This window comes from Polaromonas sp. P4_F6, from assembly GCF_056401275.1.
Map to the genome: position 1 here is coordinate 69,914 of NZ_JBFUJQ010000013.1, position 22,154 is coordinate 92,067.

General features: G+C 64.1%; 20 protein-coding genes. 14 read left to right on the forward strand and 6 right to left on the reverse strand.

What is annotated here, in order from left to right; all coding sequences use genetic code 11:
* Positions 1 to 152: 152 nt before the first annotated feature.
* A complete protein-coding gene (nhaA, locus tag AC1DUN_RS22575; RefSeq protein ID WP_477715942.1) occupies positions 153 to 1,355 on the forward strand; it encodes a Na+/H+ antiporter NhaA in 1,203 nt (400 codons plus the stop codon).
* Positions 1,356 to 1,358: 3 nt separating this feature from the next.
* Here nhaA and AC1DUN_RS22580 read toward each other — a convergent pair whose 3' ends face one another.
* Positions 1,359 to 1,973, reverse strand: a complete 615-nt coding sequence (locus AC1DUN_RS22580; protein ID WP_477715943.1) for a YqhA family protein — start codon at positions 1,971 to 1,973, stop codon at positions 1,359 to 1,361.
* A 149-nt stretch (positions 1,974 to 2,122) separates the two neighbouring features.
* Here AC1DUN_RS22580 and acs point away from each other — a divergent pair, with 149 nt between their 5' ends.
* Entirely contained in the window at positions 2,123 to 4,120 is a 1,998-nt protein-coding gene (gene acs, locus AC1DUN_RS22585) for an acetate--CoA ligase (RefSeq protein ID WP_477715944.1), read from the forward strand.
* 183 nt (positions 4,121 to 4,303) lie between these two features.
* Here acs and AC1DUN_RS22590 read toward each other — a convergent pair whose 3' ends face one another.
* Positions 4,304 to 4,618, reverse strand: coding sequence for a c-type cytochrome (locus AC1DUN_RS22590; protein ID WP_477663761.1), 315 nt, complete (start codon positions 4,616 to 4,618; stop codon positions 4,304 to 4,306).
* A 128-nt stretch (positions 4,619 to 4,746) separates the two neighbouring features.
* Between AC1DUN_RS22590 and AC1DUN_RS22595 the strand changes: the two genes are divergently transcribed.
* Positions 4,747 to 4,995 (forward strand): TIGR04438 family Trp-rich protein, encoded by a 249-nt coding sequence (locus AC1DUN_RS22595; protein WP_477715945.1) that lies wholly within the window; start codon positions 4,747 to 4,749, stop codon positions 4,993 to 4,995.
* A gap of 141 nt (positions 4,996 to 5,136) precedes the next feature.
* Here the strand turns inward: AC1DUN_RS22595 and ilvD are convergent, their stop codons facing one another.
* Entirely contained in the window at positions 5,137 to 6,837 is a 1,701-nt protein-coding gene (ilvD, locus tag AC1DUN_RS22600) for a dihydroxy-acid dehydratase (RefSeq protein ID WP_477715946.1), read from the reverse strand.
* A gap of 130 nt (positions 6,838 to 6,967) precedes the next feature.
* Between ilvD and AC1DUN_RS22605 the strand changes: the two genes are divergently transcribed.
* Positions 6,968 to 7,939 (forward strand): LysR family transcriptional regulator, encoded by a 972-nt coding sequence (locus AC1DUN_RS22605; protein WP_477715947.1) that lies wholly within the window; start codon positions 6,968 to 6,970, stop codon positions 7,937 to 7,939.
* On the opposite strand, the gene AC1DUN_RS22610 is transcribed toward AC1DUN_RS22605, so the two are convergent.
* On the reverse strand, positions 7,926 to 8,498 hold the full coding sequence (locus tag AC1DUN_RS22610; protein WP_477715948.1) for a DUF4124 domain-containing protein: 573 nt from the start codon (positions 8,496 to 8,498) through the stop codon (positions 7,926 to 7,928). The genes AC1DUN_RS22605 and AC1DUN_RS22610 overlap by 14 nt on opposite strands.
* Before the next feature lie 93 nt (positions 8,499 to 8,591).
* Between AC1DUN_RS22610 and lgt the strand changes: the two genes are divergently transcribed.
* From lgt to AC1DUN_RS22640, 6 genes are all read left to right on the forward strand, one after another.
* A complete protein-coding gene (gene lgt, locus AC1DUN_RS22615) occupies positions 8,592 to 9,407 on the forward strand; it encodes a prolipoprotein diacylglyceryl transferase (protein WP_477715949.1) in 816 nt (271 codons plus the stop codon).
* 248 nt (positions 9,408 to 9,655) lie between these two features.
* Positions 9,656 to 10,324, forward strand: a complete 669-nt coding sequence (locus AC1DUN_RS22620; protein WP_477663756.1) for a GntR family transcriptional regulator — start codon at positions 9,656 to 9,658, stop codon at positions 10,322 to 10,324.
* Positions 10,321 to 11,793, forward strand: a complete 1,473-nt coding sequence (locus tag AC1DUN_RS22625; protein ID WP_477715950.1) for a malonyl-CoA decarboxylase domain-containing protein — start codon at positions 10,321 to 10,323, stop codon at positions 11,791 to 11,793. The genes AC1DUN_RS22620 and AC1DUN_RS22625 overlap by 4 nt, the downstream gene beginning before the upstream one ends.
* Positions 11,794 to 11,905: 112 nt before the next feature.
* Positions 11,906 to 12,904: a Bug family tripartite tricarboxylate transporter substrate binding protein gene (locus tag AC1DUN_RS22630; RefSeq protein WP_477663754.1), complete on the forward strand. Its 999-nt coding sequence runs from the start codon at positions 11,906 to 11,908 to the stop codon at positions 12,902 to 12,904.
* Between the two features lie 7 nt (positions 12,905 to 12,911).
* Positions 12,912 to 13,742, forward strand: coding sequence for an enoyl-CoA hydratase/isomerase family protein (locus AC1DUN_RS22635; protein ID WP_477715956.1), 831 nt, complete (start codon positions 12,912 to 12,914; stop codon positions 13,740 to 13,742).
* Positions 13,729 to 15,249 carry a malonate--CoA ligase gene (locus AC1DUN_RS22640; protein ID WP_477715951.1) on the forward strand — a complete coding sequence of 507 codons (1,521 nt, stop codon included), beginning with the start codon at positions 13,729 to 13,731 and terminating at the stop codon, positions 15,247 to 15,249. Before AC1DUN_RS22635 ends, AC1DUN_RS22640 begins: the two co-directional genes overlap by 14 nt.
* Before the next feature lie 7 nt (positions 15,250 to 15,256).
* On the opposite strand, the gene AC1DUN_RS22645 is transcribed toward AC1DUN_RS22640, so the two are convergent.
* Complete coding sequence (locus AC1DUN_RS22645; RefSeq protein ID WP_477715952.1) at positions 15,257 to 17,392, reverse strand: acyl-CoA dehydrogenase; 2,136 nt, start codon at positions 17,390 to 17,392, stop codon at positions 15,257 to 15,259.
* Positions 17,393 to 17,646: 254 nt separating this feature from the next.
* On the opposite strand from AC1DUN_RS22645, the gene AC1DUN_RS22650 reads away from it, so the two are divergent.
* The 4 genes from AC1DUN_RS22650 to AC1DUN_RS22665 all read left to right on the forward strand — a co-directional run bounded on the left by AC1DUN_RS22650 (position 17,647) and on the right by AC1DUN_RS22665 (position 21,900).
* On the forward strand, positions 17,647 to 18,810 hold the full coding sequence (locus tag AC1DUN_RS22650) for an extracellular solute-binding protein (protein WP_074575313.1): 1,164 nt from the start codon (positions 17,647 to 17,649) through the stop codon (positions 18,808 to 18,810).
* 110 nt (positions 18,811 to 18,920) lie between these two features.
* Positions 18,921 to 20,027 carry an ABC transporter ATP-binding protein gene (locus AC1DUN_RS22655; RefSeq protein WP_413328430.1) on the forward strand — a complete coding sequence of 369 codons (1,107 nt, stop codon included), beginning with the start codon at positions 18,921 to 18,923 and terminating at the stop codon, positions 20,025 to 20,027.
* A 36-nt stretch (positions 20,028 to 20,063) separates the two neighbouring features.
* Entirely contained in the window at positions 20,064 to 21,008 is a 945-nt protein-coding gene (locus AC1DUN_RS22660; RefSeq protein WP_477663749.1) for an ABC transporter permease, read from the forward strand.
* 1 nt (position 21,009) lies between these two features.
* Complete coding sequence (locus AC1DUN_RS22665) at positions 21,010 to 21,900, forward strand: ABC transporter permease (RefSeq protein ID WP_477715953.1); 891 nt, start codon at positions 21,010 to 21,012, stop codon at positions 21,898 to 21,900.
* On the opposite strand, the gene AC1DUN_RS22670 is transcribed toward AC1DUN_RS22665, so the two are convergent.
* Positions 21,845 to 22,154, reverse strand: a 310-nt coding sequence (locus tag AC1DUN_RS22670) for an EamA family transporter (RefSeq protein WP_477715954.1), incomplete at its 5' end; no start/stop codon positions are given. The two genes, AC1DUN_RS22665 and AC1DUN_RS22670, sit on opposite strands and share 56 nt — an antisense overlap.

Sequence of the window (22,154 nt, forward strand, 5' to 3'; positions counted from 1 at the left end):
GGACGTCACTCCCCCCGTCCAGGCTCACTTCGTGTAGCCTGTTCCCCCCTTTCAGGGGGCGGCGCCTGCGGCCTGGCGAAGCCAGTTCCGCGGCGCCTGCTGGTGGGGGGCATCGGTTACCGTTGGATTTTGTGTGTCTGGGACAATAGGCGATGCTCAAATTTGTCCACCGCACGCTGAACCAGTTCATCAACTCGCAGTCGCTGTCGGGCGTGGTGCTGGCGCTGGCGGCCTTGCTGGCGTTGATCGCCAGCAACTCGCCGTGGAGCGAGGCCTATAGGCGTTTTGTGGAACTGCCCGGCGAGCTGCGCCTGGGCTCCGACGCGCTGCTGCTGTCCAAGTCGCTGCTGCACTGGGTTAACGACCTATGGATGGCGGTGTTCTTTTTCCTGGTGGGGCTGGAGATCAAGCGCGAGCTGCTGGACGGCGAACTGGCTTCGCGCAGCCAGGCCCTGTTGCCGGTGGGCGCGGCGCTGGGCGGCATGGTGGCGCCGGCGCTCATCTATGTGGCGATCAATGCCGGCAATTCCGTCGCGCTGCGCGGCTGGGCCATTCCGGCCGCCACCGACATCGCGTTCGCGCTGGGCATCCTGGTGTTGCTGGGTAGCCGGGTGCCGGCCTCGCTCAAGGTGTTTTTGACGGCCGTCGCCATCATTGACGACCTGGGGGCCATCCTCATCATTGCCTTCTTCTACACCGACAAGCTTTCCTTGTCGGCGCTGGCCGCCGCGGGCGCGGGCGTGCTGGTGCTGCTGGCCCTGAACCGCGCCAAGGTCATGGCGATATCGCCTTATGTCGCGGTGGGGCTGGTGATCTGGCTCTTTGTCTACAAGTCGGGCATACACGCCACCTTGGCCGGGGTGGTCACCGCGCTGGCGATTCCGCTGTCCGACGGCAAGGGCGGCTCGCCGCTCAAGGCGGCCGAGCACGCGCTGCATCCCTGGGTGGCGTTTGCGGTGCTGCCCATGTTCGCCTTTGTCAACGCCGGCGTGTCATTGCAGGGCGTGACGCCGGCGACCTTGCTGCAAAGCGTGCCCATGGGCATCACGCTGGGCCTGCTGGTGGGCAAGGCGATAGGCGTGTTCGGCGCGTCCTGGCTGCTGATCCGCTTTGCCGGCGCGCGCCTGCCGGCAGGAGCCGGCTGGCGGCAGTTTTTCGGTGTCTGCCTGCTCTGCGGCGTGGGTTTCACCATGAGCCTCTTCATAGGCGCGCTGGCCTTTGCCGGCCAGGATGCCGCCTATGAAACGCAGCTCAAGCTGGGGGTGCTCTGCGGCTCGCTGCTGTCCGGCGCGCTGGGCGCGCTGATGCTGTTGCGTAGCAGCAGCGCCGTGGAGGCGGCGAAAACGCCCGCCTGAGGCTCAGTGCTTTTGCGCGGCGATGCCCGACATGATTTTGTCGGTGTAGGCGATCGCAATGGCCGACAGCAGGAAGGTGATGTGGATCACGGTCTGCGCGATCAGGACCTTGTCGGTGTAGTTGTCGGCGTTGATGAAAGTCTTGAGCAGGTGGATGGAACTGATGCCGATGATCGCCGTGGCCAGCTTGACCTTGAGTACCGAGGCATTCACATGGCTCAGCCATTCCGGCTGGTCGCGGTGGCCTTCGAGGTTCATGCGGCTCACAAAGGTTTCGTAGCCGCCGACGATGACCATGATCAGCAGGTTGGAGATCATGACCACGTCGATCAGGGCCAGCACCACCAGCATGATGACCGTCTCGTTGAGGGACGCGACGGGTATGGCGGTCTTGTAGCCTATGCTGGTGATCAGCGATTGCAGGGCGGTCTGGCTGCCGAAGGCGGCTTCTATCAGGTGCCACAATTCGACCAGGAAGTGCATCACGTACACCGCCTGCGCGGCGATCAGGCCCAGGTAGAGCGGCAATTGCAGCCAGCGGCTGGCGAAAATCAGATTGGGCAGCGGGCGCAGCGGGGAGATTTTTTCGGTGCCTGGGGTCTGGGTGGGTTCAGTCATGATGGCGTAAGCTGGGAAGGTTGCGGCATTGTAAGAGGGTGGCCGCACCCCCGAATTCAAGCTTTTGTAAGCTTCAAGCCAGTCAGTGGCTTGTAAGTGCGGCAGATAACAGTACCACGCATTCAGTGACAAACAGGAGACACAGCCAAATGAGCGCCCCCAATTCCGCGATCGAATCGACCCTGGTTGAAAACCGCATTTTTCCGCCTGCTGCTGCCACCGTGAAGGCGGCGCGCATTTCGGGCATGCCGGCCTACCAGGCTTTGTGCGCTGAAGCAGAAAAGGATTTTGAGGGCTTCTGGGCGCGCCTGGCGCGCGAAAACCTCAGCTGGAAAAAGCCTTTTACGAAGACGCTGGACGAGTCCGCCGCGCCTTTCTACAAATGGTTTTCCGATGGCGAGCTCAACGCCTCCTACAACTGCCTGGACCGCCACCTGGGTACGCCGACCGAGAACAAAAAGGCCATCATTTTCGAAAGCGACGACGGCAAGGTCACCAACGTCACCTACAAGGAGCTGCACGCCAAGGTCAGCCAGTTCGCCAGCGCGCTGAAAGGCGCGGGCATCAAGAAGGGCGACCGGGTCATCATCTACATGCCGATGACGGTCGAAGGCGTGGTGGCCATGCAGGCCTGCGCGCGCATAGGCGCTACGCATTCCGTCGTATTCGGCGGCTTCTCGGCCAAGAGTTTGCAGGAGCGCATCCAGGACGCCGGCGCCGTGGCCGTCATCACCGCCAACTACCAGCTGCGCGGCGGCAAGGAGTTGCCGCTCAAGGCCATCGTCGATGAAGGCATCGCGATGGGCGGCTGCGAGTCGATCAAGAACGTGATCGTCTACCAGCGCACCGCCACGGCCTGCAATATGGTGGCCGGCCGCGACAGCCTGATGCACGAAATCACGGCCAAGGCGGCGCCGGTGTGCGAGCCCGAATTCGTCGGCGCTGAGCACCCGCTGTTCATTCTTTACACCTCGGGCTCGACCGGCAAGCCCAAGGGCGTGCAGCACAGCACCGGTGGTTACCTGCTCTGGGCCAAGCTCACGATGGACTGGACCTTCGACATCCAGCCCGCCGACGTGTTCTGGTGCACGGCCGACATCGGCTGGATCACCGGCCACACCTATGTGGCCTACGGCCCGCTGGCGGCCGGCGCGACACAGATCATCTTCGAGGGCATCCCGACCTTCCCGAATGCGGGGCGCTTCTGGCAGATGATCGAAAAGCACAAGGTCACGATTTTCTACACCGCGCCCACGGCGATCCGTTCGCTGATCAAGGCCGCCGAGGCCGACGAGAAAGTGCACCCGGCGCGCTCCGACCTCAGCAGCCTGCGCATCCTGGGCTCGGTCGGCGAGCCCATCAATCCTGAAGCCTGGATGTGGTACTACAAAAACGTGGGCGGCGAGCGCTGCCCCATCGTGGACACCTTCTGGCAAACCGAAACCGGCGGCCACATGATCACGCCGCTGCCCGGCGCCACACCGCTGGTGCCCGGCAGTTGCACCCTGCCGCTGCCCGGCATCATGACCGCCATCGTCGATGAAACCGGCAAGGACCTGCCCAACGGCTCGGGCGGCATGCTGGTCGTCAAACGCCCCTGGCCGTCCATGATCCGCACCATCTGGAACGACCCGGACCGCTTCAAGAAGAGCTATTTCCCCGAAGAAATGGGCGGCACGATTTACCTGGCCGGCGACGGCGCGGTGCGCAATGCCGACAACGGCTACTTCCGCATCACCGGCCGCATCGACGACGTGCTGAACGTCTCGGGCCACCGCATGGGCACCATGGAGATCGAATCGGCGCTGGTGGCGCATTCTGCGCTGGTGGCCGAAGCCGCCGTGGTGGGCCGGCCCGACGACCTGACCGGCGAAGCCATCGTGGCCTTTGTGGTGCTCAAGCGCGCGCGCCCCACGGGCGAGGAGGCCAAGGCCATCGCCAAGGAACTGCGCGACTGGGTGGGCAAGGAAATCGGCCCCATCGCCAAGCCCAAGGACATCCGCTTCGGCGACAACCTGCCCAAGACACGCAGCGGCAAGATCATGCGCCGCCTGCTGCGCGGCATCGCCAAGGGCGAGGCCATCACGCAGGACACTTCCACCTTGGAAAACCCCGCCATCCTCGATCAGCTGTCGGAAAGACAGTGATCGAGGGCGGCGAAGCCGCGCCAGCGAAGCTGTGGCGGGGGAAGGGGACACTCATATCGCGAAGCGATGTGATGTGGCCACAAAACCCCGCCATCCTCGATCAGCTGTCTGAAAAACAGTAACTGGAGGCGGCCATAAAAAAAGCCCGTCATCGACGGGCTTTTTTGCGGGCTTGCGAGCCGCTTATTTGGTTGCCAGGACCCAGGCGGCCAGTTTCTTGGCTTCTTCAGGGTTGACTTGCGCATTCGCGGGCATGGGGACCGGGCCCCAGACGCCGGAACCGCCCTTGATGATTTTGGCGGCCAGCTTGTCGGCGGCGTCTTTCTGGCCGGCGTACTTGGCGGCGACATCCTTGTAGGAGGGGCCGACCAGCTTCTTGTCGATGGCGTGGCAGGCCATGCAGTTCTTGGCGGTAGCCAATTGCAGGTCGGCCAGGGCTGGCGTCGACACGGCAAAACCCGCGGTCACAAAAGCGATTACCGAAAGAATGCGTTTCATGGATTGTCCTCGTGGGGGGAAGTTGTGGATTCGGTTACAGTCAATCAACGTGATTGTAGTGGTGCCGGTTGACCCTTGTTTCAAGGGGATACCCCTTGGCGCGGGTAGACATATTCAGGAGAAGTTCCATGTTTTTTTTATTGCTGGGCATTGTGGCCCTAGCCCTCAAATATCTCGAAATCGGGCCGGTGGCCACCTTGAACTGGTTCATCGTGCTGTCTCCCTTCGCGATGGCCGTCGCCTGGTGGGCCTGGGCCGATGCATCGGGTTATACCAAGCGCAGGGAAATCGACAAGATGGCCAAGCGCAAGGACGACCGGATCGAAAAACAGCGCGAAGCCATGGGTATGCTCTCGGCCAAAAAGAGGAAGAAGTAGGCCCGAGTCGCCGCAAGTCCTTTATTCAAGGTACGACACCAATTTATCCGCTGTTCGCAAACGGCGAGGCGGCCCAAAGCAAAGAGCCCGTGAAGTCTGTAACTTCACGGGCTCTTGTCATTTCAGTGGACCGGGGTCGGTTCAATAGTCGTCCAGCACCGCGCCTTTGCTGGCACTGGAGGCATTGAAGGCAAACTTGGCCTGCACGCCGCGGGTGTAACGCGGCGCCGGAGCCTTCCAGCCGACCTTGCGTTTGGCCAGCTCGGCATCGCTGATGTTCAGTTGCAGCAGGAGCTGCTTGGAGTCGATGGTGATGGAGTCGCCTTCGTGGATGAAGGCAATGTTGCCACCGGCCGCGGCTTCGGGCGCGACGTGGCCGACCACCATGCCCCAGGTGCCGCCGGAGAAGCGGCCGTCGGTGATCAGGCCCACGCTCTCACCGAGGCCGGCGCCTATCAGCGCGCCGGTGGGGGCCAGCATTTCGGGCATGCCGGGCCCGCCCTTGGGGCCGAGGTAACGCAGCACCATCACGTCGCCGGCCTTGATCTTGCCGGCCAGAATCGCGGCCAGGGCCGACTGTTCGTCGTCAAACACGCGCGCCGGGCCGGTCATGACCGGGTTTTTCAGGCCGGTGATCTTGGCGACGCAGCCCTCGGGCGAGAGGTTGCCCTTGAGGATGGCCAGGTGGCCCTGGGCGTACATGGGCTTGTCGATGGGGCGGATCACGTCCTGGTCGGCGCGTGGCACCTCGGGCACGTCCTTGAGCGTCTCGGCAATGGTCTGGCCGGAAATCGTCAGGCAGTCGCCATGCAGCAGGCCGGCGGCCAGCAGTGTTTTCATGACCTGGGGAATGCCGCCGGCGCGGTGCAGATCCACGGCGAGGTATTTGCCCGAGGGCTTGAGGTCGCACAGTACCGGCGTGCGCTGGCGCACGCGTTCGAAGTCGTCGATCGTCCATTCCACGCCCGCCGCATGGGCGATCGCCAGGAAGTGCAGCACGGCGTTGGTGGAGCCGCCGGTGGCCATGATCACGGCGACCGCGTTTTCAATCGCCTTCTTGGTGACGATGTCGCGCGGCTTGATGTCTTTTTTGATGGCCTCGACCAGCACCTTGGCCGACTCCTTGGCCGAGTTCATTTTCTCATCGTGCGGATTGGCCATGGTGCTGGAGTAGGGCAGCGAAATACCCAGGGCCTCGAAAGCGCTGGACATGGTGTTGGCCGTGTACATGCCGCCGCAGCTGCCGGTGCCGGGAATGGCGCGGCGCTCGATCTCCAGCAGGTCTTCGTCGCTCATGCGGCCGGCGGCGTTCTCACCCACGGCTTCGAACACGCTGACGATGTTGAGGTCCTTGCCTTTATAGCTACCGGGCAGGATGGTGCCGCCATAGACGTAGATCGCCGGCACGTTGGCGCGCAGCATGCCCATCAGGCCGCCCGGCATGTTTTTGTCGCAACCGCCGACCACCAGCACGCCGTCCATCCACTGGCCCTGCACGCAGGTTTCGATGCAGTCCGAGATCACCTCACGGCTGACCAGCGAGTACTTCATGCCTTCGGTGCCCATGGCCATGCCGTCGGAGATGGTCGGCGTGCCGAAGACCTGGGCGTTGCCGCCGGCCTCCTCGATGCCGGCAATCGCCGCATCGGCCAGTTTCTGCAGGCCGCTGTTGCAGGGGGTGATGGTGCTGTGGCCGTTGGCCACGCCGACCATGGGCTTTTTGAAATCGTCGGCCTCGTAACCCATGGCGTAGTACATGGAGCGGTTGGGCGCGCGCGATTTGCCCTCGGTGATGTTTTTGCTGCGCGGGTTGGCAACGATGCTGACGGTTTTGGTATTCATGGTGCGTCTCGTGGTGGATGTCTGTTTGGGTGTGGCCGGGCTGTGCCGCGGCGATCAGGAAAGCAGAGTATGCGTGCTTTGATTGATTCTTTCCAATCCATTATTTATGATCTATTAATATGTAATGCATATGAATGATGCCCTCAATGCCGTGCACACGGCGTCCCGCAAACCACCCCTGATCGAGCTTCGCCTGTGGCGCCAGTTCCTGGCCGTGGCCGAGGAATTGCACTTCGGCCGCGCGGCGCTGCGCCTGAGCATGACCCAGCCGCCGCTCACCCAAGCCATTGCCCAGCTGGAGGTCTTGCTGGGCCTCAAGCTGTTCGACCGCACCAAGCGCAGCGTGCAGCTCACGGCGGCGGGTGCCGCCCTGGTGCCCGAGGCGCGCGACCTGCTGGCGCGCGCCCAGGCCTTGCCGGCGTATGCGCGCGCCAGCGCCGACGGCGAGGCGGGGCGTTTGCGGCTGGCTTTTGTCTCCACGGTGGGTTTTGAGTTGCTGCCGCGTTGGGTGCGGGCTTTTCGTGAGCATTACCCGAAAGTGCAGCTGGAACTGCTGGAGGCGACCGGCGACGTGCAATTGCAGGCCTTTGAGCGCGGCGAGATCGACGCGGGTTTCATGCTGCATTCCCCCGGTTTTGCGCCGCCCGGCCTGGCCTGCCGGCGCATCAGCCAGGACCCGCTGGTGGTGGCGCTGCCCGAGCAGCACCCGCTGGCAAACAAGGCTGCGCTCACCCTTACGGACCTGCTGGACCAGGCCCTGGTGATTTTTCCGCGGCGCATTGTTCCTTCGCTCTACGACGCGATTTTTGCGATGTACCACGCGGCCGGGCAATTGCCGCAGGTCGCGCAGGAAGCCATCCAGATGCAGACCATCGTGAACCTGGTATCCGCAGGCCTGGGCGTGGCCTGGGTTCCCGAGAGCGTGCGGCAGTTCCAGCGGCCCGGCGTGGTGTACCGCAGCCTGCCGGCCGGCAGGCCTTCCGCGCGCGGTGGGGCTCGGGGGGCTTCAATCGCGGTGCCGGGGTGCGAGACCAGCTTGGTCTGGCCGGGCGCCAGCGCCAACCCGGCACTCGCGCGCTTCGCGGCCTTTATCGGCGAGTAGACCGGTAAAAGGCTTCGTCCCGTTCGCGTTGCCGGCGCGCCGCCGCGGCGCTTTGCTGCTGCTGTCTTTCCGACGCGGTGAGTTCGCGCTGCTCCATCCTGCGCTGGGCTATTTCGCCAGGGCTGCTGCAGCGCGCGCCATGGTCGGCCTCGCAGTTGGCAATGATTTGTTTGTCGGTGAGCGGGGCCTGGGCAGTGCCTTTGCGCAAGCCGCCCGGTGCCGGGGACGAGCCCTGGCGTGATGTGTTGGCGTAGGCTTCGGCGGCCGCGGCCCGCGCGTCGGCGGCTGCATTTTCCGCCACCCAGTCTTTTGGCGCGGCAGCGGCAGCAGCAGCGCCATTGCCATAGGGCCCGCCCTCGGCCGGCATCGGGGGCGCCGCGGACCTTGTGGGCGCCTGCATGATGAGCTTTTCGCTGCCGCCTTGGGCCGCGCAAGGGATTTGCGAAAACACTTTTTTGCCGTTCGCATCCAGGCATTGGTAGACCTGCGCGGTGGCAGGTTGCATGAAAAACAGGCCCAGCAGGCTGAGAGCAAGGGCGGGGTGGAGGGCGTAGCGCATGGGCGGGGTCCGTGACGGTGTTGCCGGCAGTCTAATCCAATGCCGTCTTCGCGTAAGTCCTTTCCTACGAGGCATGCGTGCAAAATACCGCCCATGCTTATCCACCCGCAAATCAATCCTGTCGCGCTCCAACTCGGCCCGTTGGGCATCCACTGGTACGGCCTGACCTACCTGGCGGCCTTCGGCCTGTTTTTCTTCCTGGCCACGCGGCGGCTGCGGCACCAGCCTTTTGCCTCCATCACCGGGCCGGGGGCCTGGTCGCGCAGGGATATTGAGGACATGCTGTTCCTGGGAGTGATGGGGGTGGTGATAGGCGGGCGGCTCGGTTACTGCCTCTTCTACAAGCCCGGCTACTACCTGTCGCATCCGCTGGAGATCTTTTTTGTGTGGCAGGGTGGCATGAGTTTTCACGGAGGCATGCTGGGGGTGCTGGCTTCGCAGTGGTGGTTTGCGCGCTCGCGCCAGCGGCCCTGGCTGCAGGTGATGGATTTTGTGGCGCCTTGTGTGCCCACGGGGCTGGCGGCGGGGCGTGTCGGCAACTTCATCAACGGTGAGCTGTGGGGGCGTTTCAGCGACCCGGCCCTGCCCTGGGGCATGGTGTTCCCGGGCAGCGGTTCCCCGCTGCCGCGCCATCCTTCGCAGGTCTACCAGTTCCTGCTCGAGGGCCTGCTGCTGTTCGTGCTGCTGTGGCTGTACGCGCGCAAGCCGCGCAAGACCGGCCAGGTCTCCGGCGCCTTCCTGCTGGGCTACGGCGTGTTCCGCTTTATTGCCGAGTTTTTCCGTGAGCCTGACGAATTCCTCGGCATCCTGGCCCTGGGCATGAGCATGGGCCAATGGCTTTGCGTTCCCATGATCATTGGCGGCGCCTGGCTCTGGGTGTGGGCGACAAAACGCGCTGAGCCGGCCTGAGGCCCGGGGTGCCGCCCCGGCGGGAGGGGGGCGCATGCTGTCCGGGTCCGCAATCGGCAAGCCTGCCCTTAGGGTTTTTCCCTGTCGTTTTCAGGCACAAGCTCTTGATGGGGTTTGGATTATTTCTCATAATTACACGTAATTACTTGAAATTACCGCGGAATTGGGCGTCAAAGTACCCGCGGTAAATCAGGTTTTCAGCAGGGGTTCGCCATGCCGGCGGGCCGGGTCAGTCAAAGGGTCATGCCATGCGTCTTGTCCAGAATTCACTGCACCAGGAGGTCGCCGATACCCTGCGCGAGCAGATTTTCGCGGGCCAGCTGGCGCCCGGGAGCTTTCTGGACGAGGTCGCGCTGTGCGAGCGGCTGGAAATCTCGCGCACGCCGCTGCGCGAGGCGCTCAAGGTGCTGACATCGGAAGGGTTGCTGCGCCATGAACCCCGGCGCGGCTGCTTTGTCAACGAAGTGACCGAAAAAGACCTCGACGACATCTTCCCGGTTATCGCGCTGCTGGAAGGGCGCTGCGCCTACGAGGCGGCGCGCAACGCGACCGACGCCGACCTCGCGGCGCTGACCACCCTGCACGAGCGCCTCAACAGCCATGCGGCGGCCGGCCGCATCAACGACTACTACGCCACCAACTTCGCGATCCACGAGGCCATCATCCTGCTGGCCGACAACCGCTGGCTCGCGCAGGCCATTGCCGACCTGCGCAAAATCCTCAAGCTCGCGCGGCTGCAGCAGCTTCACGCGCCGGGCCGGCTGGCCCAAAGCCTGTCGGAGCACATGACGGTGTTCGCCGCCCTCAAGAGCCGCGACAGCGAAGGCGCCGAGGCCGCCATGCGCACCCACCTGACCCGCCAGCGCGAAGCGCTGCGCGAACTGGCCCGCAACCAGCGCTCCAGGGTGGCGTCATGAGCGCGGCCGAATGGCTCAGCCGCAACGTCTCGCGTTTCACGGCGGGCGATAAAGGCGCCGGGGCAAGTGCGCCGGCGCCAGCCGCGCCGTCGACGGGCAAAAAAACAGCGTCCGGTGCGAGCCTGCCCATGCGCAGCACGCACGAGCGCCTGCAGGCGACGCTGAGCCACAAAGACGAGGCGCTGTCGCCGCGCGTGCTGCGCCGCACCTTGCAGGAGCTGCAGGCCATCATCGACCCGCGCGTGAGCGAGGTCGAGGGCGGGCGCCGCGCCATGGCCATCGCGGCCTGGTACGAGGGCGCCACACCAGCGCGCCGGCGCGACCTGTGGATGCTCATGAGCGAGCAATTCGTCGCCAACCCGCAAAAGGTCAAGGCCGCGCAGGCGCAGTTCGCGGCGGCGGTGGGCACGCCCGAGGAGGCGGTGGCCGAGGTGCGTTACCGGCGCGCCACGGTGTCGCCGCGCCGGCGCCTGCTGCAGCGCTTCAGCGTCTACCCGGGCGGCATCCAGTTCCTGGTCGACATGCGGGCCGAGATGCAGCCCAGCCTCAAGTCCGACAAGCGCCTGCTGGCGCTGGACGTGGAAATGGAATACATGTTTTCCACCTGGTTCGATGTGGGCTTTCTCGACCTGCGCCGCATCACCTGGGATTCGCCGGCCTCGCTGATCGAGAAACTCATCAAGTACGAAGCGGTGCATGACATCAAGGGCTGGGCCGACGTGAAGAACCGGCTCGACAGCGACAGGCGCTGCTACGGCTTTTTCCACCCGCGCCTGCCCGAGGTGCCGCTGATCTTCGTGGAGGTTGCCATGGTCGAGCAGATCGCGGGCGACATCATGCCGCTGCTCGACGAACTGGCCGCGCCTTCGGACCTGAGCCGCGCCACCACGGCCATCTTCTATTCGATCAGCAACACCCAGGCCGGGCTGCGCGGCGTGAGTTTCGGCGACTCCCTGATCAAGCGCGTGGTCGAGACGCTGAAGGAAGAATTTCCCAAGCTCAAGACTTTTGCCACGCTTTCGCCGATTCCGGGTTTTCGCAATTGGCTGGGCAAGAACGCCGGGGCCATGCTCGAAAAGCTGGGCGAAAAAGAACTCACGGCGCTGGGCCGGGCCGTGGGCTTCGAGCCGCCTGGCGCCGGGCACTTGCTCACGGCTGCCGAGAACCCGCTCGCGCTTGGCGAAAAATCGCCGGTGCGCAAAATGCTGCTGCACTGCGCCGCCCACTACCTTGGGCGGACCCTGGAAGAGGGCAAGCCGCTGGATCCGGTGGCGCGCTTTCACCTGGGCAATGGCGCGCGCATAGAACGCATCAACTGGGCGGGCGACCCCACACCGAAAGGGCTCAAGCAGTCCTACGGCCTCATGGTGAATTACCTCTACGACCTCAAGCGCCTGGACAGGCACCGCGCGCAGCTCGCACAGGGGGAAATCCCCGTGTCAGGGGACATCGAAGATTTGTACATTTGAATGTGTACTTAAGAACGTGTACTTCAATGGATTGGGGTGGCGGCAAGCCGGGTTCGCCGCACATGAACTCCCGGTTTGCCTTTTCTGATTTCGACAACGACAGGAGACAACAATGACTTTCAGTTTTCATGCCCGGGCTTCCCGGCGCGACATCTTGCGCGCCGCGGCCGCCGGCGCCGCGACACTGTCCTTCGGCAGCCAGGCCCAGTCGGCCTGGCCCACCAAGCCTGTGACGATGATCGTGCCCTTCCCGGCGGGCGGCGGCACTGACGCCTTCGCCCGCCCCCTGTCCGCCCAGTTCGCGAAGCTGACCGGCAAGCAGCTCATCATCGACAACCGCGGCGGCGCCGGCGGCACGCTGGGGGCCAGCATTGCCGCCAGGGCCCAGCCCGACGGCTACACGCTGTTTATGGGCGCGGTGCACCACACCATTGCGCCTTCGATGTATCCCAAGCTCGACTACGACATCGAGAAAGATTTTGTGCCGCTGGCCCTGATGGCCAACGTGCCGCAGGTGCTGGTGGTCAACCCCCGCAACCTGCCGTTCCCCGATTTCAAGGCTTACCTTGAAGCTGTACGCAAGGCACCGGGCAAGTACAACTACGGATCGGCCGGCGCGGGCACCTCGCACCACCTGGCCGGTGAGCTGTTCAAGCAGCAGACCAAGACCTTCATCACCCACATTCCCTATCGCGGCGCGGGCCCTGCGCTGCAGGACTTGATCTCGGGCAATGTCGACATGATGTTTGACGGCCTGGGTTCCTCGGCCAACCACATCAAGGGCGGGCGGATCAAAGCGCTGATGGTGTCCGGCACCAAACGCAACCCGGCATTCCCGGATGTGCCCTGCGCCGGCGAACTGGGCCTGCCCGACTACACCGTGACCACCTGGTACGGCATGTGGGCACCCAAGGGCACGCCGGCCGATGTGCAGGCGCGCATCGTCGAGGACCTGCGCAAGGCCGCCACCACCGATGAACTCAAGGCGATCTGGGCCAATAACGGCGCGGACTTCGGCAACCTCACGCCGCAGCAGTTCGGCGCTTTTGTGAGCAGCGAGGTCAAGCGCTGGTCGGCCGTGGTGAAAGCCTCCGGCGCCAAACTCGAATGACCGCTTGATGGCTGGAGCTGTTTTACTCGAGGTGAAGGGCTCCCTGGCCTTTGTGACCCTGTCCCATCCGGGCAAATTTAATGCCATGAGCCGCGCCATGTGGCGCGAGCTGCGCGCGGCCTTCGAAGGCCTGCAGCGGGCCGACTATGTGCGCTGCGTGCTGGTGCGGGGCGAGGGCGGGCATTTTTGCGCGGGAGGCGACATTTCCGAATACGCCGGCTTCCGGTTTGAAGAATCCGCCCTGCGTGAATTTCACGAGCGCGATGTATGGGGCGGCTTGCAGACCATGCTCGATTGTGATGTGCCCATGGTCGCGCAGATCGACGGCAACTGCATGGGCGCCGGCCTGGAGATCGCCAGCTGCTGCGATATCCGCATCGCGGGCGACAGCGCGAAGTTCGGCGCGCCCATCGCGAAACTTGGCTTTCCGATGGCGCCGCGCGAAGCCGCGCTGGTGCTGCGTGCGGCGGGTGAGCTGACCGCGCGCGAAATGCTGCTGTCGGCTGCCGTGCTGGAGGCAGCCGAGATGAAGCAGCGTGGTTTCCTCAACCAGGTACTGCCGGCTCACGAAGCGGGCGCCGCAGCCATGGCTTGCGTGGAACGCTGCGCCGCCCTGGCGCCCGGCGCCGCCAGGCTGAACAAGCAGGCTTTGCGGGCGTTGGCCCAGGCCGGCAGCGAGCAAGCCGTGACGGACCTGGCAGCGAGCGCTTACCGCTATGCTGCCTCGCCCGAACACCGGGAAGGCGTGACGGCCTTTACTGAAAAACGCCAGCCCCGGTTTGACGGCCGGGCCGCTGAATCTATGACCACTGACAGCCTGAGCCATGAAAAACCATAACCTGTTCGCGGCACTGCGAGCCGCCTTTCCTTCCTCGCTGGACGACGTCGCCGTCGAAACCGACAACGGCTTGCGCTATTCATGGCGCGACCTTGAACGCGGCACCGCGATGATGGCCAACCTGCTGGCCTCGCTGGGCTTGCCCGCGGGGGCCAGGGTGGCGGTGCAAGTCGAAAAGTCGGTGGAAGCCATGATGCTGTACCTGGCGACCTTGCGCGCCGGTTATGTGTTCCTGCCGCTCAACACCGCTTACCAAAGCGCCGAGATCGAGTACTTCATCGGCAATGCCGAGCCCTCGGTGATGGTGTGCAGCAGCAAGAACTTCGGCTGGGTCAGCAAGATCGCCTTCAAGGCCGGCACGCGCAACGTTTTCACGCTGGACGACGACCGCACGGGCTCGCTGCTGGAGCGCGCCGCGCATTGCAGCGACCGGCATGAACCCGTGCAGAGGGAGGCCGACGACCTGGCCGCCATTCTTTACACCAGCGGCACCACGGGCCGCAGCAAGGGCGCCATGCTGACGCACGGCAATATGCTGAGCAACGCGCTGGTGCTCAAGGACTACTGGGGCTGGAAGAAGGGCGACGTGCTGATCCACGCCTTGCCGATTTTCCATGTGCACGGCCTGTTTGTCGCCATCCACGGTGCGCTGATCAACGGCAGCAAGATGATCTGGCTCGCGAAATTCGACCCCAAGCTGGTGGTCAGCAAGCTGCCCGAGGCCACGGTGTTCATGGGCGTGCCCACACTCTATGTGCGCCTGCTGGCCGAAGCGGGGCTCACGCGCGAGGCCTGCCGCAACATGCGGCTTTTCGTCGCGGGATCGGCTCCCTTGCTGATCGAGACCTTCAACGAATGGAAGGAGCGCACCGGCCACACGATCCTGGAGCGCTACGGCATGTCCGAAACCGTGATGCTGACCTCCAACCCCTACCAGGGCGCCGAGCGGCGCGGTGGCACCGTGGGCTTTGCGCTGCCGGGTGTCAGCCTGCGCGTGCAGGGCGACGATGGGCAACCCCTGCCGGCCGGCGAGATTGGCGGCATCCAGGTCAAGGGGCCGAATGTCTTCAAGGGCTACTGGCGCATGCCGGAAAAGACCAAGGAAGAGTTCACGGCGGACGGCTACTTCAAGACCGGCGACGTCGGCAAGATTGACGAGCGCGGCTACATCGTCATCGTGGGCCGCAGCAAGGACCTGATCATCAGCGGCGGCTACAACGTCTATCCGGCCGAGATCGAGGGTTATATCAACGACATGCCGGGCGTGGCCGAAAGCGCCCTGGTCGGCGTGCCGCACCCGGATTTTGGCGAAGTGGGCGTGGCCGTCGTGATCGCCAAGCCTGGTGCTTCGCTGGAAGGCGGCCGGATTGTGGGCGAACTCAAATCCAGGCTGGCCAACTTCAAGATTCCCAAGCAGTGTTTTGTGGTCAGCGAGCTGCCGCGCAACACCATGGGCAAGGTGCAGAAGAATTTGCTGCGCGAGCAGTACAAGGGCCTGTTCGCTTAAAAACAGGCTAGGGCGCGAAGTCGTCGACCTGGATGACCTTGTCAGCTGCGCGCAGGTAGGCCAAGGCCAGTACAGGCTTGCTTGACGCCTGCGCGGCGCGCTCCATGGACGCGCTGCGGCGCACGGCCTTGTTGAGCGACACCGTTTCTTCCCCCAGCTGCTCGGCCAGGGCCAGCGCATCCATCAAATCCCGCAAGCCGCCGCCGGCCGGCGTGGCCAGGTCGGGGCACAGGCGCCGCATGAGCGCGTGCTGGGTGCGCAGCAGCCCGGCCAGGTCCAGCAACTGGACATCGCGCAGCGGTGCCAGCCGTGTGCTGCGGTTGAGCACCAGCGCGCCCACCACACGGCGCAGCGGTGAGGGGAAGTTGGCATAGAGCGCCTCCAGCGCATTGCCGGCTTCGTCAAGCTGGGCGCGAATCGCGGCCCTGGCCACCGGCAGCATATCGCCGTCCTTTTCAACGGCATAGCGCCAGACGCAGGCGCTGGCCATGTAAAGGTGGGCCAGCACGTCGCCCAGCCGGGCTGACAGCAATTCCATGCGCTTGAGCTTGCCGCCCAGCAAGCCCATGGCCAGGTCGCAGGTGAGCGCGTACTGGCTGCTCAGGCGGGCGATCAACCGGGCTTCTTTTTCCAGGCCCACGGGCGGCGTGCCCCGCAGCGGCGCGCCCGCGATGCTGTACCAGAAGCTGCGCAGCACGTGTCCGACGTGGCCAATCAATGCTTCGCCCAGCGCCTGGGCGTCCTTGTCCCGCACCGCCTGCATCTCCTTCATTACGTAAGGGTGGCAGCGCACCGCGCCCTGGCCGAAGATGATCAGCGAGCGGGTCAGGATGTTGGCGCCTTCTACCGTGATGGCAATCGGCGCACCGCGGTAGGCCACGGACAGCAGGTTGGAAGGGCCCTGAATGATGCCCTTGCCGCCCAGGATGTCCATGCCGTGGTTGACGGCGCGGCGGCCGGCTTCGGTCAAATGCACCTTCAGGATGGCGCTGGCCACGCTGGGCTGCTCGCCGTGGTCCAGCACTGCGGCGGTGTAGCGGCGTGCGGCGTCCGTTGCATAAAGCTCGCAGGCCATGCCGGCGATCACGCCGGCGATCGCGTCGAAGCGCCCGATCGGGAGCCCGAACTGCTCGCGCACCTGGCCGTAGCCGTTGGCGACGAAGAGCGCGGTCTGTTGCATGGCCGAGCCCAGTGCCGGCAGCGAAATGGCCCGCCCGGCCGCCAGGCATTCCATGAGCATGCGCCAGCCCTGGCCGACCCGGGCCTCGCCGCCTATGACCCAGTCCATGGGAATGAAGACCTCGCGGCCTTCGATAGGGCCGTTCATGAAAGCCGCGTCCATGGGCCGGTGCCGCCGGCCTATGTCCATGCCGGGCTGTGGCACCGGGATCAGCGCGCAGGTGATGCCCAGTTCGCGCTGGCCTTCGGGCAAGCTTTCGTCGATGGCATTGAAGGCCAGGCCCACGACGGTGGCCACCGGCGCCAGGGTGATGTAGCGCTTGGAGAAATTCAGGCTGAAGCCGCGCACCACCCGGCCTTCAAATTCTCGCTCCACCAGCAGGCCGCTGTCGGGGATGGAAGCAGCGTCGGAGCCCGCATAGGGCGAGGTCAGCCCGAAGCAGGGCAGGTCGCGGCCGTCGGCCAGGCGCGGCAGGTAGTGCTGCTTCTGATCCGGCGTGCCGTAGCGCAGCAGCAGTTCCGCGGGCCCCAGGGAGTTGGGCACCATGACGGTCACGGCCGCGGAGATGTTCAGTGTGGCGATGCGCGTGACCACGGTGGCATGGGCATAGTGGCTGAAGCCCAGCCCGCCATGCGCCTCGGGAATGATCATGCCGAAGAAGCGGTGCTCGCGCAGGTAAGCCCAGACCCCGGCGGGCAGGTCCCCGGCCTGGTCGATGGCAAAGTCATCCAGCATGGCGCACAGGGTGGTGACTTCCTTGTCCAGAAAGGCTTGTTCCGCGGCGCTGAGCACGTTGGGCCCGGCGGCCAGCAGGGCGTCAAAATCGGGCCGGCCGGAGAACAACCGGCCTTCAAAGCCGACTGTGCCCGCTTCGAGCGCGGCGCGCTCTGTGTCGCCCATCACAGGCAATGCGCGGGCAAAGGGTTTCATGGCGGCCCGGCCCAGCCAGCGGGAAAATCCCATGGGGTGTCTTTCGGAAGGGAAGTGAAAGCTTGTCCCAAAAGCGTACGCGGGGAGGGGAAAGGTACCTAGCGCCTTCGGCTTGTCCTGCTGTAGGCGGATTTGCCGGGCTGCCGGCGGCAAGCCCTGATGCAAAGGCCGCATAAGAAGAAAGGTTCCCGTGCCTGCGACCCTCTTATACAATTGCTCCGGTCTGATTTTTGCTAGTGTTTCCTGGTTTTTACTTCCAAGTTTTTATAAGAGGAGTTGAGGACATTATGAAAAAGCATCTTGGGTATTGGGCGTTTTCGGCCATGCTGGTTGCGGCACTGACCGCCTGCGGTAAAAAAGACGAAGCGCCTGCCGCTGCCGCCCCGGCCGCCGCCGCGAGCGCGCCGGCCCCCGTGGCCGCCGAGGAAAAGGTACTCAATGTCTACAACTGGCCTGACTACGTCGCCAAGGACATGGTCGCCAACTTCGAGAAGGAAACCGGCATCAAGGTCAACTACCAGACCTTCGAGAACAACGAGGCCCTGCACGCCAAGCTGGTCGCCGGCAACACCGGTTATGACATCGTCGTGCCCGGCGCCGTGTTCGCCAAGCCGCAGATCGACGGCGGCCTGCTCGCCAAGCTCGACAAAACCAAAATCGCCAACTACGGCAACCTGGATCCGGCCATCATGGAGAAGCTGGGCACCATTGACCCGGGCAATGCCTACCTCGTGCCCTGGGCCTGGAGCTTCACCACGGTCGGCATCAACAAGGCCAAGGTCACCAAGGCCCTGGGCTCCACCCCCATGCCGGAAAACGCCTGGGACCTGGTGTTCAACCCGGTCTACACCGCCAAGCTCAAGGCCTGCGGCATCGCCTACCTCGACTCGCCCACTGAAGTGCTGCCGCCGGCCATGCACTACCTGGGTAAGAACGCGTACTCCAACGACCCGGCCGACCACAAGGCGGCGGCCGAGATGCTGGCCAAGGTGCGCCCGCACATCCGCATGTTCTCCAGCACCATGATTGACGACCTGGCCGGCGGCAAGGCTTGCGTGGCCCTGGCCTGGGCCGGCGACATCAACATCGCCCGCGGCCGCGCCCTTGAAAACAAGAGCGGCAACGAAGTCGAGGCCTTGCTGCCCAGCACCGGCGGCCTGATCTTCTTTGACACCCTGGCCATCCCCAAGGATGCCAAGCACCCCAACAATGCGCTGGCTTTCATCAATTACTCGCTGCGCCCTGAAGTGTCCGCCTCCCTGACCAACGAGCTGGGCTACGCCACCGCCAACAAGGCCAGCCTGGCCAACGTCAAGCCCGAAATCGCCAAGGACAAGGCGGTGTTCCCCGATGCCGACAACCTGAAGAAGATGGTGTCACCGGCCAGCTTCAGCAACGAAGCCCGCGAATCCATGAGCAATGTGTTCACCGCCTTCAAAAAAGGCAAGTGACGTTTTACTGATCTCTGGCAAGCGCTGATTTCAGTGTGAACCCGGCTGTGCATGCAATGTGTTGTGTGCACAGCTTTTTTTCATTTTGATGAAGGCAGGAAATCCTGTTCATGAATCTACCTCTCTCGGCCGGCGACGGGTTTTTGCGGACCGACCAGCTGGTCAAGCGCTTTGATGGCGTGGCAGCGGTCGATGATGTTTCGCTGTCCATCCACAAGGGTGAAATCTTCGCGCTGCTGGGCAGCTCCGGCTGCGGCAAGTCGACCCTGCTGCGCATGCTGGCGGGTTTTGAAAAACCGACCTCCGGCGCGGTCTTTCTGGACGGTGTGGACATCGCGTCCTTCCCGCCGTACGAGCGGCCCATCAACATGATGTTCCAGTCGTATGCGCTGTTTCCGCACCTGACGGTCTGGGACAACATCGCTTTCGGCCTCAAGCGCGAAGGCATGCCCAAGCCCGAGATCGAGGCCCGCGTGCAGGAGATGCTCAAGCTGGTCCAGCTCGAGGCCTTCGCCAAACGCAAGCCGCACCAGCTTTCGGGCGGCCAGCAGCAGCGTGTGGCCCTGGCGCGCAGCCTGGCCAAGCGCCCCCAGCTGCTTTTGCTCGACGAACCCCTGGGCGCGCTGGACAAAAAGCTGCGCGAACGCACGCAGTTCGAGCTCGTCAACATTCTTGAATCGGTGGGCGTGACCTGTGTCATGGTCACGCACGACCAGGAAGAGGCCATGGCCATGGCCTCCCGCATCGCCGTGATGAGCCACGGCCGCGTGCTGCAGGTCGGCACGCCCAAGGAAATCTACGAGCATCCCAATTGCCGTTTTGTGGCCGACTTCATCGGCAACGTCAACATGCTGGAAGGCGAGCTCACGCTGGACGAGGCCGACCGCTGCGAAGTCACCACCGACCAGGGCGTGGTGAGCGTGGGGCACGGCATCAGCGGCACGCTGGGCATGGCGGTGGCCATCGCGGTGCGGCCCGAGAAGATCCATATCGCCAAGGCTCGTCCATCTGGGGTCAGCAGCAACCTGTTCACCGGCAAGGTGCGCGAGATTGCCTATTTCGGCAGCTACAACACCTTTATCGTGGAAGCGGCCGGCGGGCGCACCCTCAAGATCACCGAGACCAACACCACGCGCCACGACAGCGACACCATCACCTGGGACGACCAGGTCTTCTTCTGGTGGGACGGCTCCGCACCGGTGGTGCTGACGCAGTAGGCGCAGCCCACAGGCCTTAACGATTCAATCCCGGCGATGAACAACATCCCCTCCTGGCTTCAGCTCAACCTCGGGCGGCGCTTCGTGATCGCCGTGCCCTATGTCTGGCTGCTGCTGTTTTTTGTGCTGCCTTTCCTGATCCTGCTGCGCATCAGCGTGACGGACATGGGAGGCGGCGTCGATCCCTTCGCACCGCTGATAGAGACGGTCAAGGGCTCCTGGCACGTCCTGCTTCGCTACAACAACTACGCGTCCATCTTCATCGACAACGCGCAGGACGCCGTGGGCGGCTTCGGCAACACCATCTATATGGAGGCCTACAAGACCTCGCTGAAGTACGCTTTGCTGACCACGCTGTCCTGCCTGGTCATTGGCTATCCCTTTGCCTACTTCATCGCGCGCTCGCGGCCGTCGATACGCCCGGCCTTGCTGATGCTGGTGATGCTGCCGTTCTGGACCTCCTTCCTGCTGCGTGTCTACGCCTGGAAGGGCATACTGGCCGACCAGGGTGTGCTCAACAACCTGCTGCTGTCGCTGGGCATCATCCAGGAGCCCATGGTGATGCTTTATACCGACGTCTCCATGCTGGTGGGCATGACCTATGTGTACTGCCCCTTCATGATCCTGCCGCTCTACGCCAACCTGGTGAAGATGGATTTCCGCCTGCTGGAGGCCGCGCACGACCTGGGCGCCAGCGCCTGGAAGGCCTTCTGGCTGATCACCGTGCCACTCAGCAAGTCGGGCATCGTGGCCGGCTCCATGCTGGTGTTCATTCCCAGTGTCGGCGAGTTCGTGATTCCCTCGCTGCTGGGCGGCGCCGAAAACATCATGATCGGCCGCGTGGTCTGGGACGAGATGTTCAGCAGCAACAACTGGCCGCGCGCGTCCGCGCTTGCGGTGGTGATGATTTTGCTGATCCTGGTGCCGCTGGCCTTTTATTACCGCTCCAGCAGCGACCGCGACGCGCGGGGAGGGCACTGAGATGAAGCTCACCATGAGGGGGTTTTCGCGCCTGGTGGAAAACAATGTGGGCCGGCTCTGGATGGGGCTGGTTTACCTCTTTCTTTACATCCCGCTGTTTTTCCTCATCGTCTTTTCTTTCAACAGCACGCGGCAGGACGGTGTTTTCACCGGTTTTTCCACGCGCTGGTACGAGGCACTGCTGGCGGACTCGCGGCTGGTCGAAGGTTTCTTCCTGTCGCTCAAGGTGGCGCTGATCACCGGCACGCTGTCGGTGGTGCTGGGAACCTTTGCCGCCTTTGTGCTGGTGCGTTACCTGCGCTTTACCGGGCGCACGCTGTTTTACGGGCTGGTCAACGCGCCCCTGGTCATGCCCGAGGTCATCATCGGGCTGTCCCTGCTGCTGCTGATGGTGGCGGTGCAGCGCGCCGTGGGCTGGCCAGACCGCGGCTTCATCACCATCGTGACCGGCCACACCTTGCTGGGCATGGCCTATGCAACCGTGGTGGTCCAGTCGCGCCTGAGCGAAATGGACCGAACCCTCGAGGAGGCCGCCATGGACCTGGGCTGCCGGCCCATGCAGGTGTTTTTCCTGGTGACCCTGCCCAACATCGCGCCGGCCCTGGTGTCGGCCTGGCTGCTGACGTTCACGCTCTCGTTCGACGATGTGGTGATTTCGGAGTTTTTATCGGGCCCGGGCGTGACGACCCTGCCGCAGGTGATCTTCAGCTACGCTCGCCGCGGCGTGAACCCGTCGATTTACGCGGCGGCCACGATCCTGATCACGGTGGTGTCGCTGGGCATCATCAGCTACAGCATCTATGTGATGCGCCGGCAAAAGCGGCTGGACCGCGAAATCAGTGCGGCGGCTCGACCGGAGCAGGCTTTTCCAGACCCCGTCCCGGCAAAGTAGCCAGCACCACGCCGGCCAGCGCGATGCCGAAGGCGCCGATCTGGGTGGGATTCAGCGTTTCGCCCAGCACCATGACGCCGACCGCGGCGGCGCTGATGGGCAGCAACACAGCAAACACGCCGGCTTCGTTGGCCGGGATGGTTTTGAGGCCCGTCATCCAGAGCCACACCGTCCAGACACTGGCGGCCAGCGAATAAAACACCAGCAGTAGCCAGAGGGAAGGCGCGACTCCGCCGAAGTCAAAACGCCAGGCC

Bases quoted from the DNA above. Each gene is read 5' to 3' on its own strand.
- nhaA (WP_477715942.1), top strand. From the start codon at position 153: ATGCTCAAATTTGTCCACCGCACGCTGAACCAGTTCATCAACTCGCAG.
- AC1DUN_RS22610 (WP_477715948.1), bottom strand. From the start codon at position 8,498: ATGCGCTACGCCCTCCACCCCGCCCTTGCTCTCAGCCTGCTGGGCCTG.
- AC1DUN_RS22645 (WP_477715952.1), bottom strand. From the start codon at position 17,392: ATGGGATTTTCCCGCTGGCTGGGCCGGGCCGCCATGAAACCCTTTGCC.
- AC1DUN_RS22595 (WP_477715945.1), top strand. From the start codon at position 4,747: ATGTTTTTTTTATTGCTGGGCATTGTGGCCCTAGCCCTCAAATATCTC.
- lgt (WP_477715949.1), top strand. From the start codon at position 8,592: ATGCTTATCCACCCGCAAATCAATCCTGTCGCGCTCCAACTCGGCCCG.
- AC1DUN_RS22660 (WP_477663749.1), top strand. From the start codon at position 20,064: ATGAACAACATCCCCTCCTGGCTTCAGCTCAACCTCGGGCGGCGCTTC.
- AC1DUN_RS22580 (WP_477715943.1), bottom strand. From the start codon at position 1,973: ATGACTGAACCCACCCAGACCCCAGGCACCGAAAAAATCTCCCCGCTG.
- AC1DUN_RS22650 (WP_074575313.1), top strand. From the start codon at position 17,647: ATGAAAAAGCATCTTGGGTATTGGGCGTTTTCGGCCATGCTGGTTGCG.
- acs (WP_477715944.1), top strand. From the start codon at position 2,123: ATGAGCGCCCCCAATTCCGCGATCGAATCGACCCTGGTTGAAAACCGC.
- AC1DUN_RS22665 (WP_477715953.1), top strand. From the start codon at position 21,010: ATGAAGCTCACCATGAGGGGGTTTTCGCGCCTGGTGGAAAACAATGTG.
- AC1DUN_RS22620 (WP_477663756.1), top strand. From the start codon at position 9,656: ATGCGTCTTGTCCAGAATTCACTGCACCAGGAGGTCGCCGATACCCTG.
- AC1DUN_RS22630 (WP_477663754.1), top strand. From the start codon at position 11,906: ATGACTTTCAGTTTTCATGCCCGGGCTTCCCGGCGCGACATCTTGCGC.
- AC1DUN_RS22640 (WP_477715951.1), top strand. From the start codon at position 13,729: ATGAAAAACCATAACCTGTTCGCGGCACTGCGAGCCGCCTTTCCTTCC.
- AC1DUN_RS22605 (WP_477715947.1), top strand. From the start codon at position 6,968: ATGAATGATGCCCTCAATGCCGTGCACACGGCGTCCCGCAAACCACCC.
- ilvD (WP_477715946.1), bottom strand. From the start codon at position 6,837: ATGAATACCAAAACCGTCAGCATCGTTGCCAACCCGCGCAGCAAAAAC.
- AC1DUN_RS22590 (WP_477663761.1), bottom strand. From the start codon at position 4,618: ATGAAACGCATTCTTTCGGTAATCGCTTTTGTGACCGCGGGTTTTGCC.
- AC1DUN_RS22635 (WP_477715956.1), top strand. From the start codon at position 12,912: ATGGCTGGAGCTGTTTTACTCGAGGTGAAGGGCTCCCTGGCCTTTGTG.
- AC1DUN_RS22655 (WP_413328430.1), top strand. From the start codon at position 18,921: ATGAATCTACCTCTCTCGGCCGGCGACGGGTTTTTGCGGACCGACCAG.
- AC1DUN_RS22625 (WP_477715950.1), top strand. From the start codon at position 10,321: ATGAGCGCGGCCGAATGGCTCAGCCGCAACGTCTCGCGTTTCACGGCG.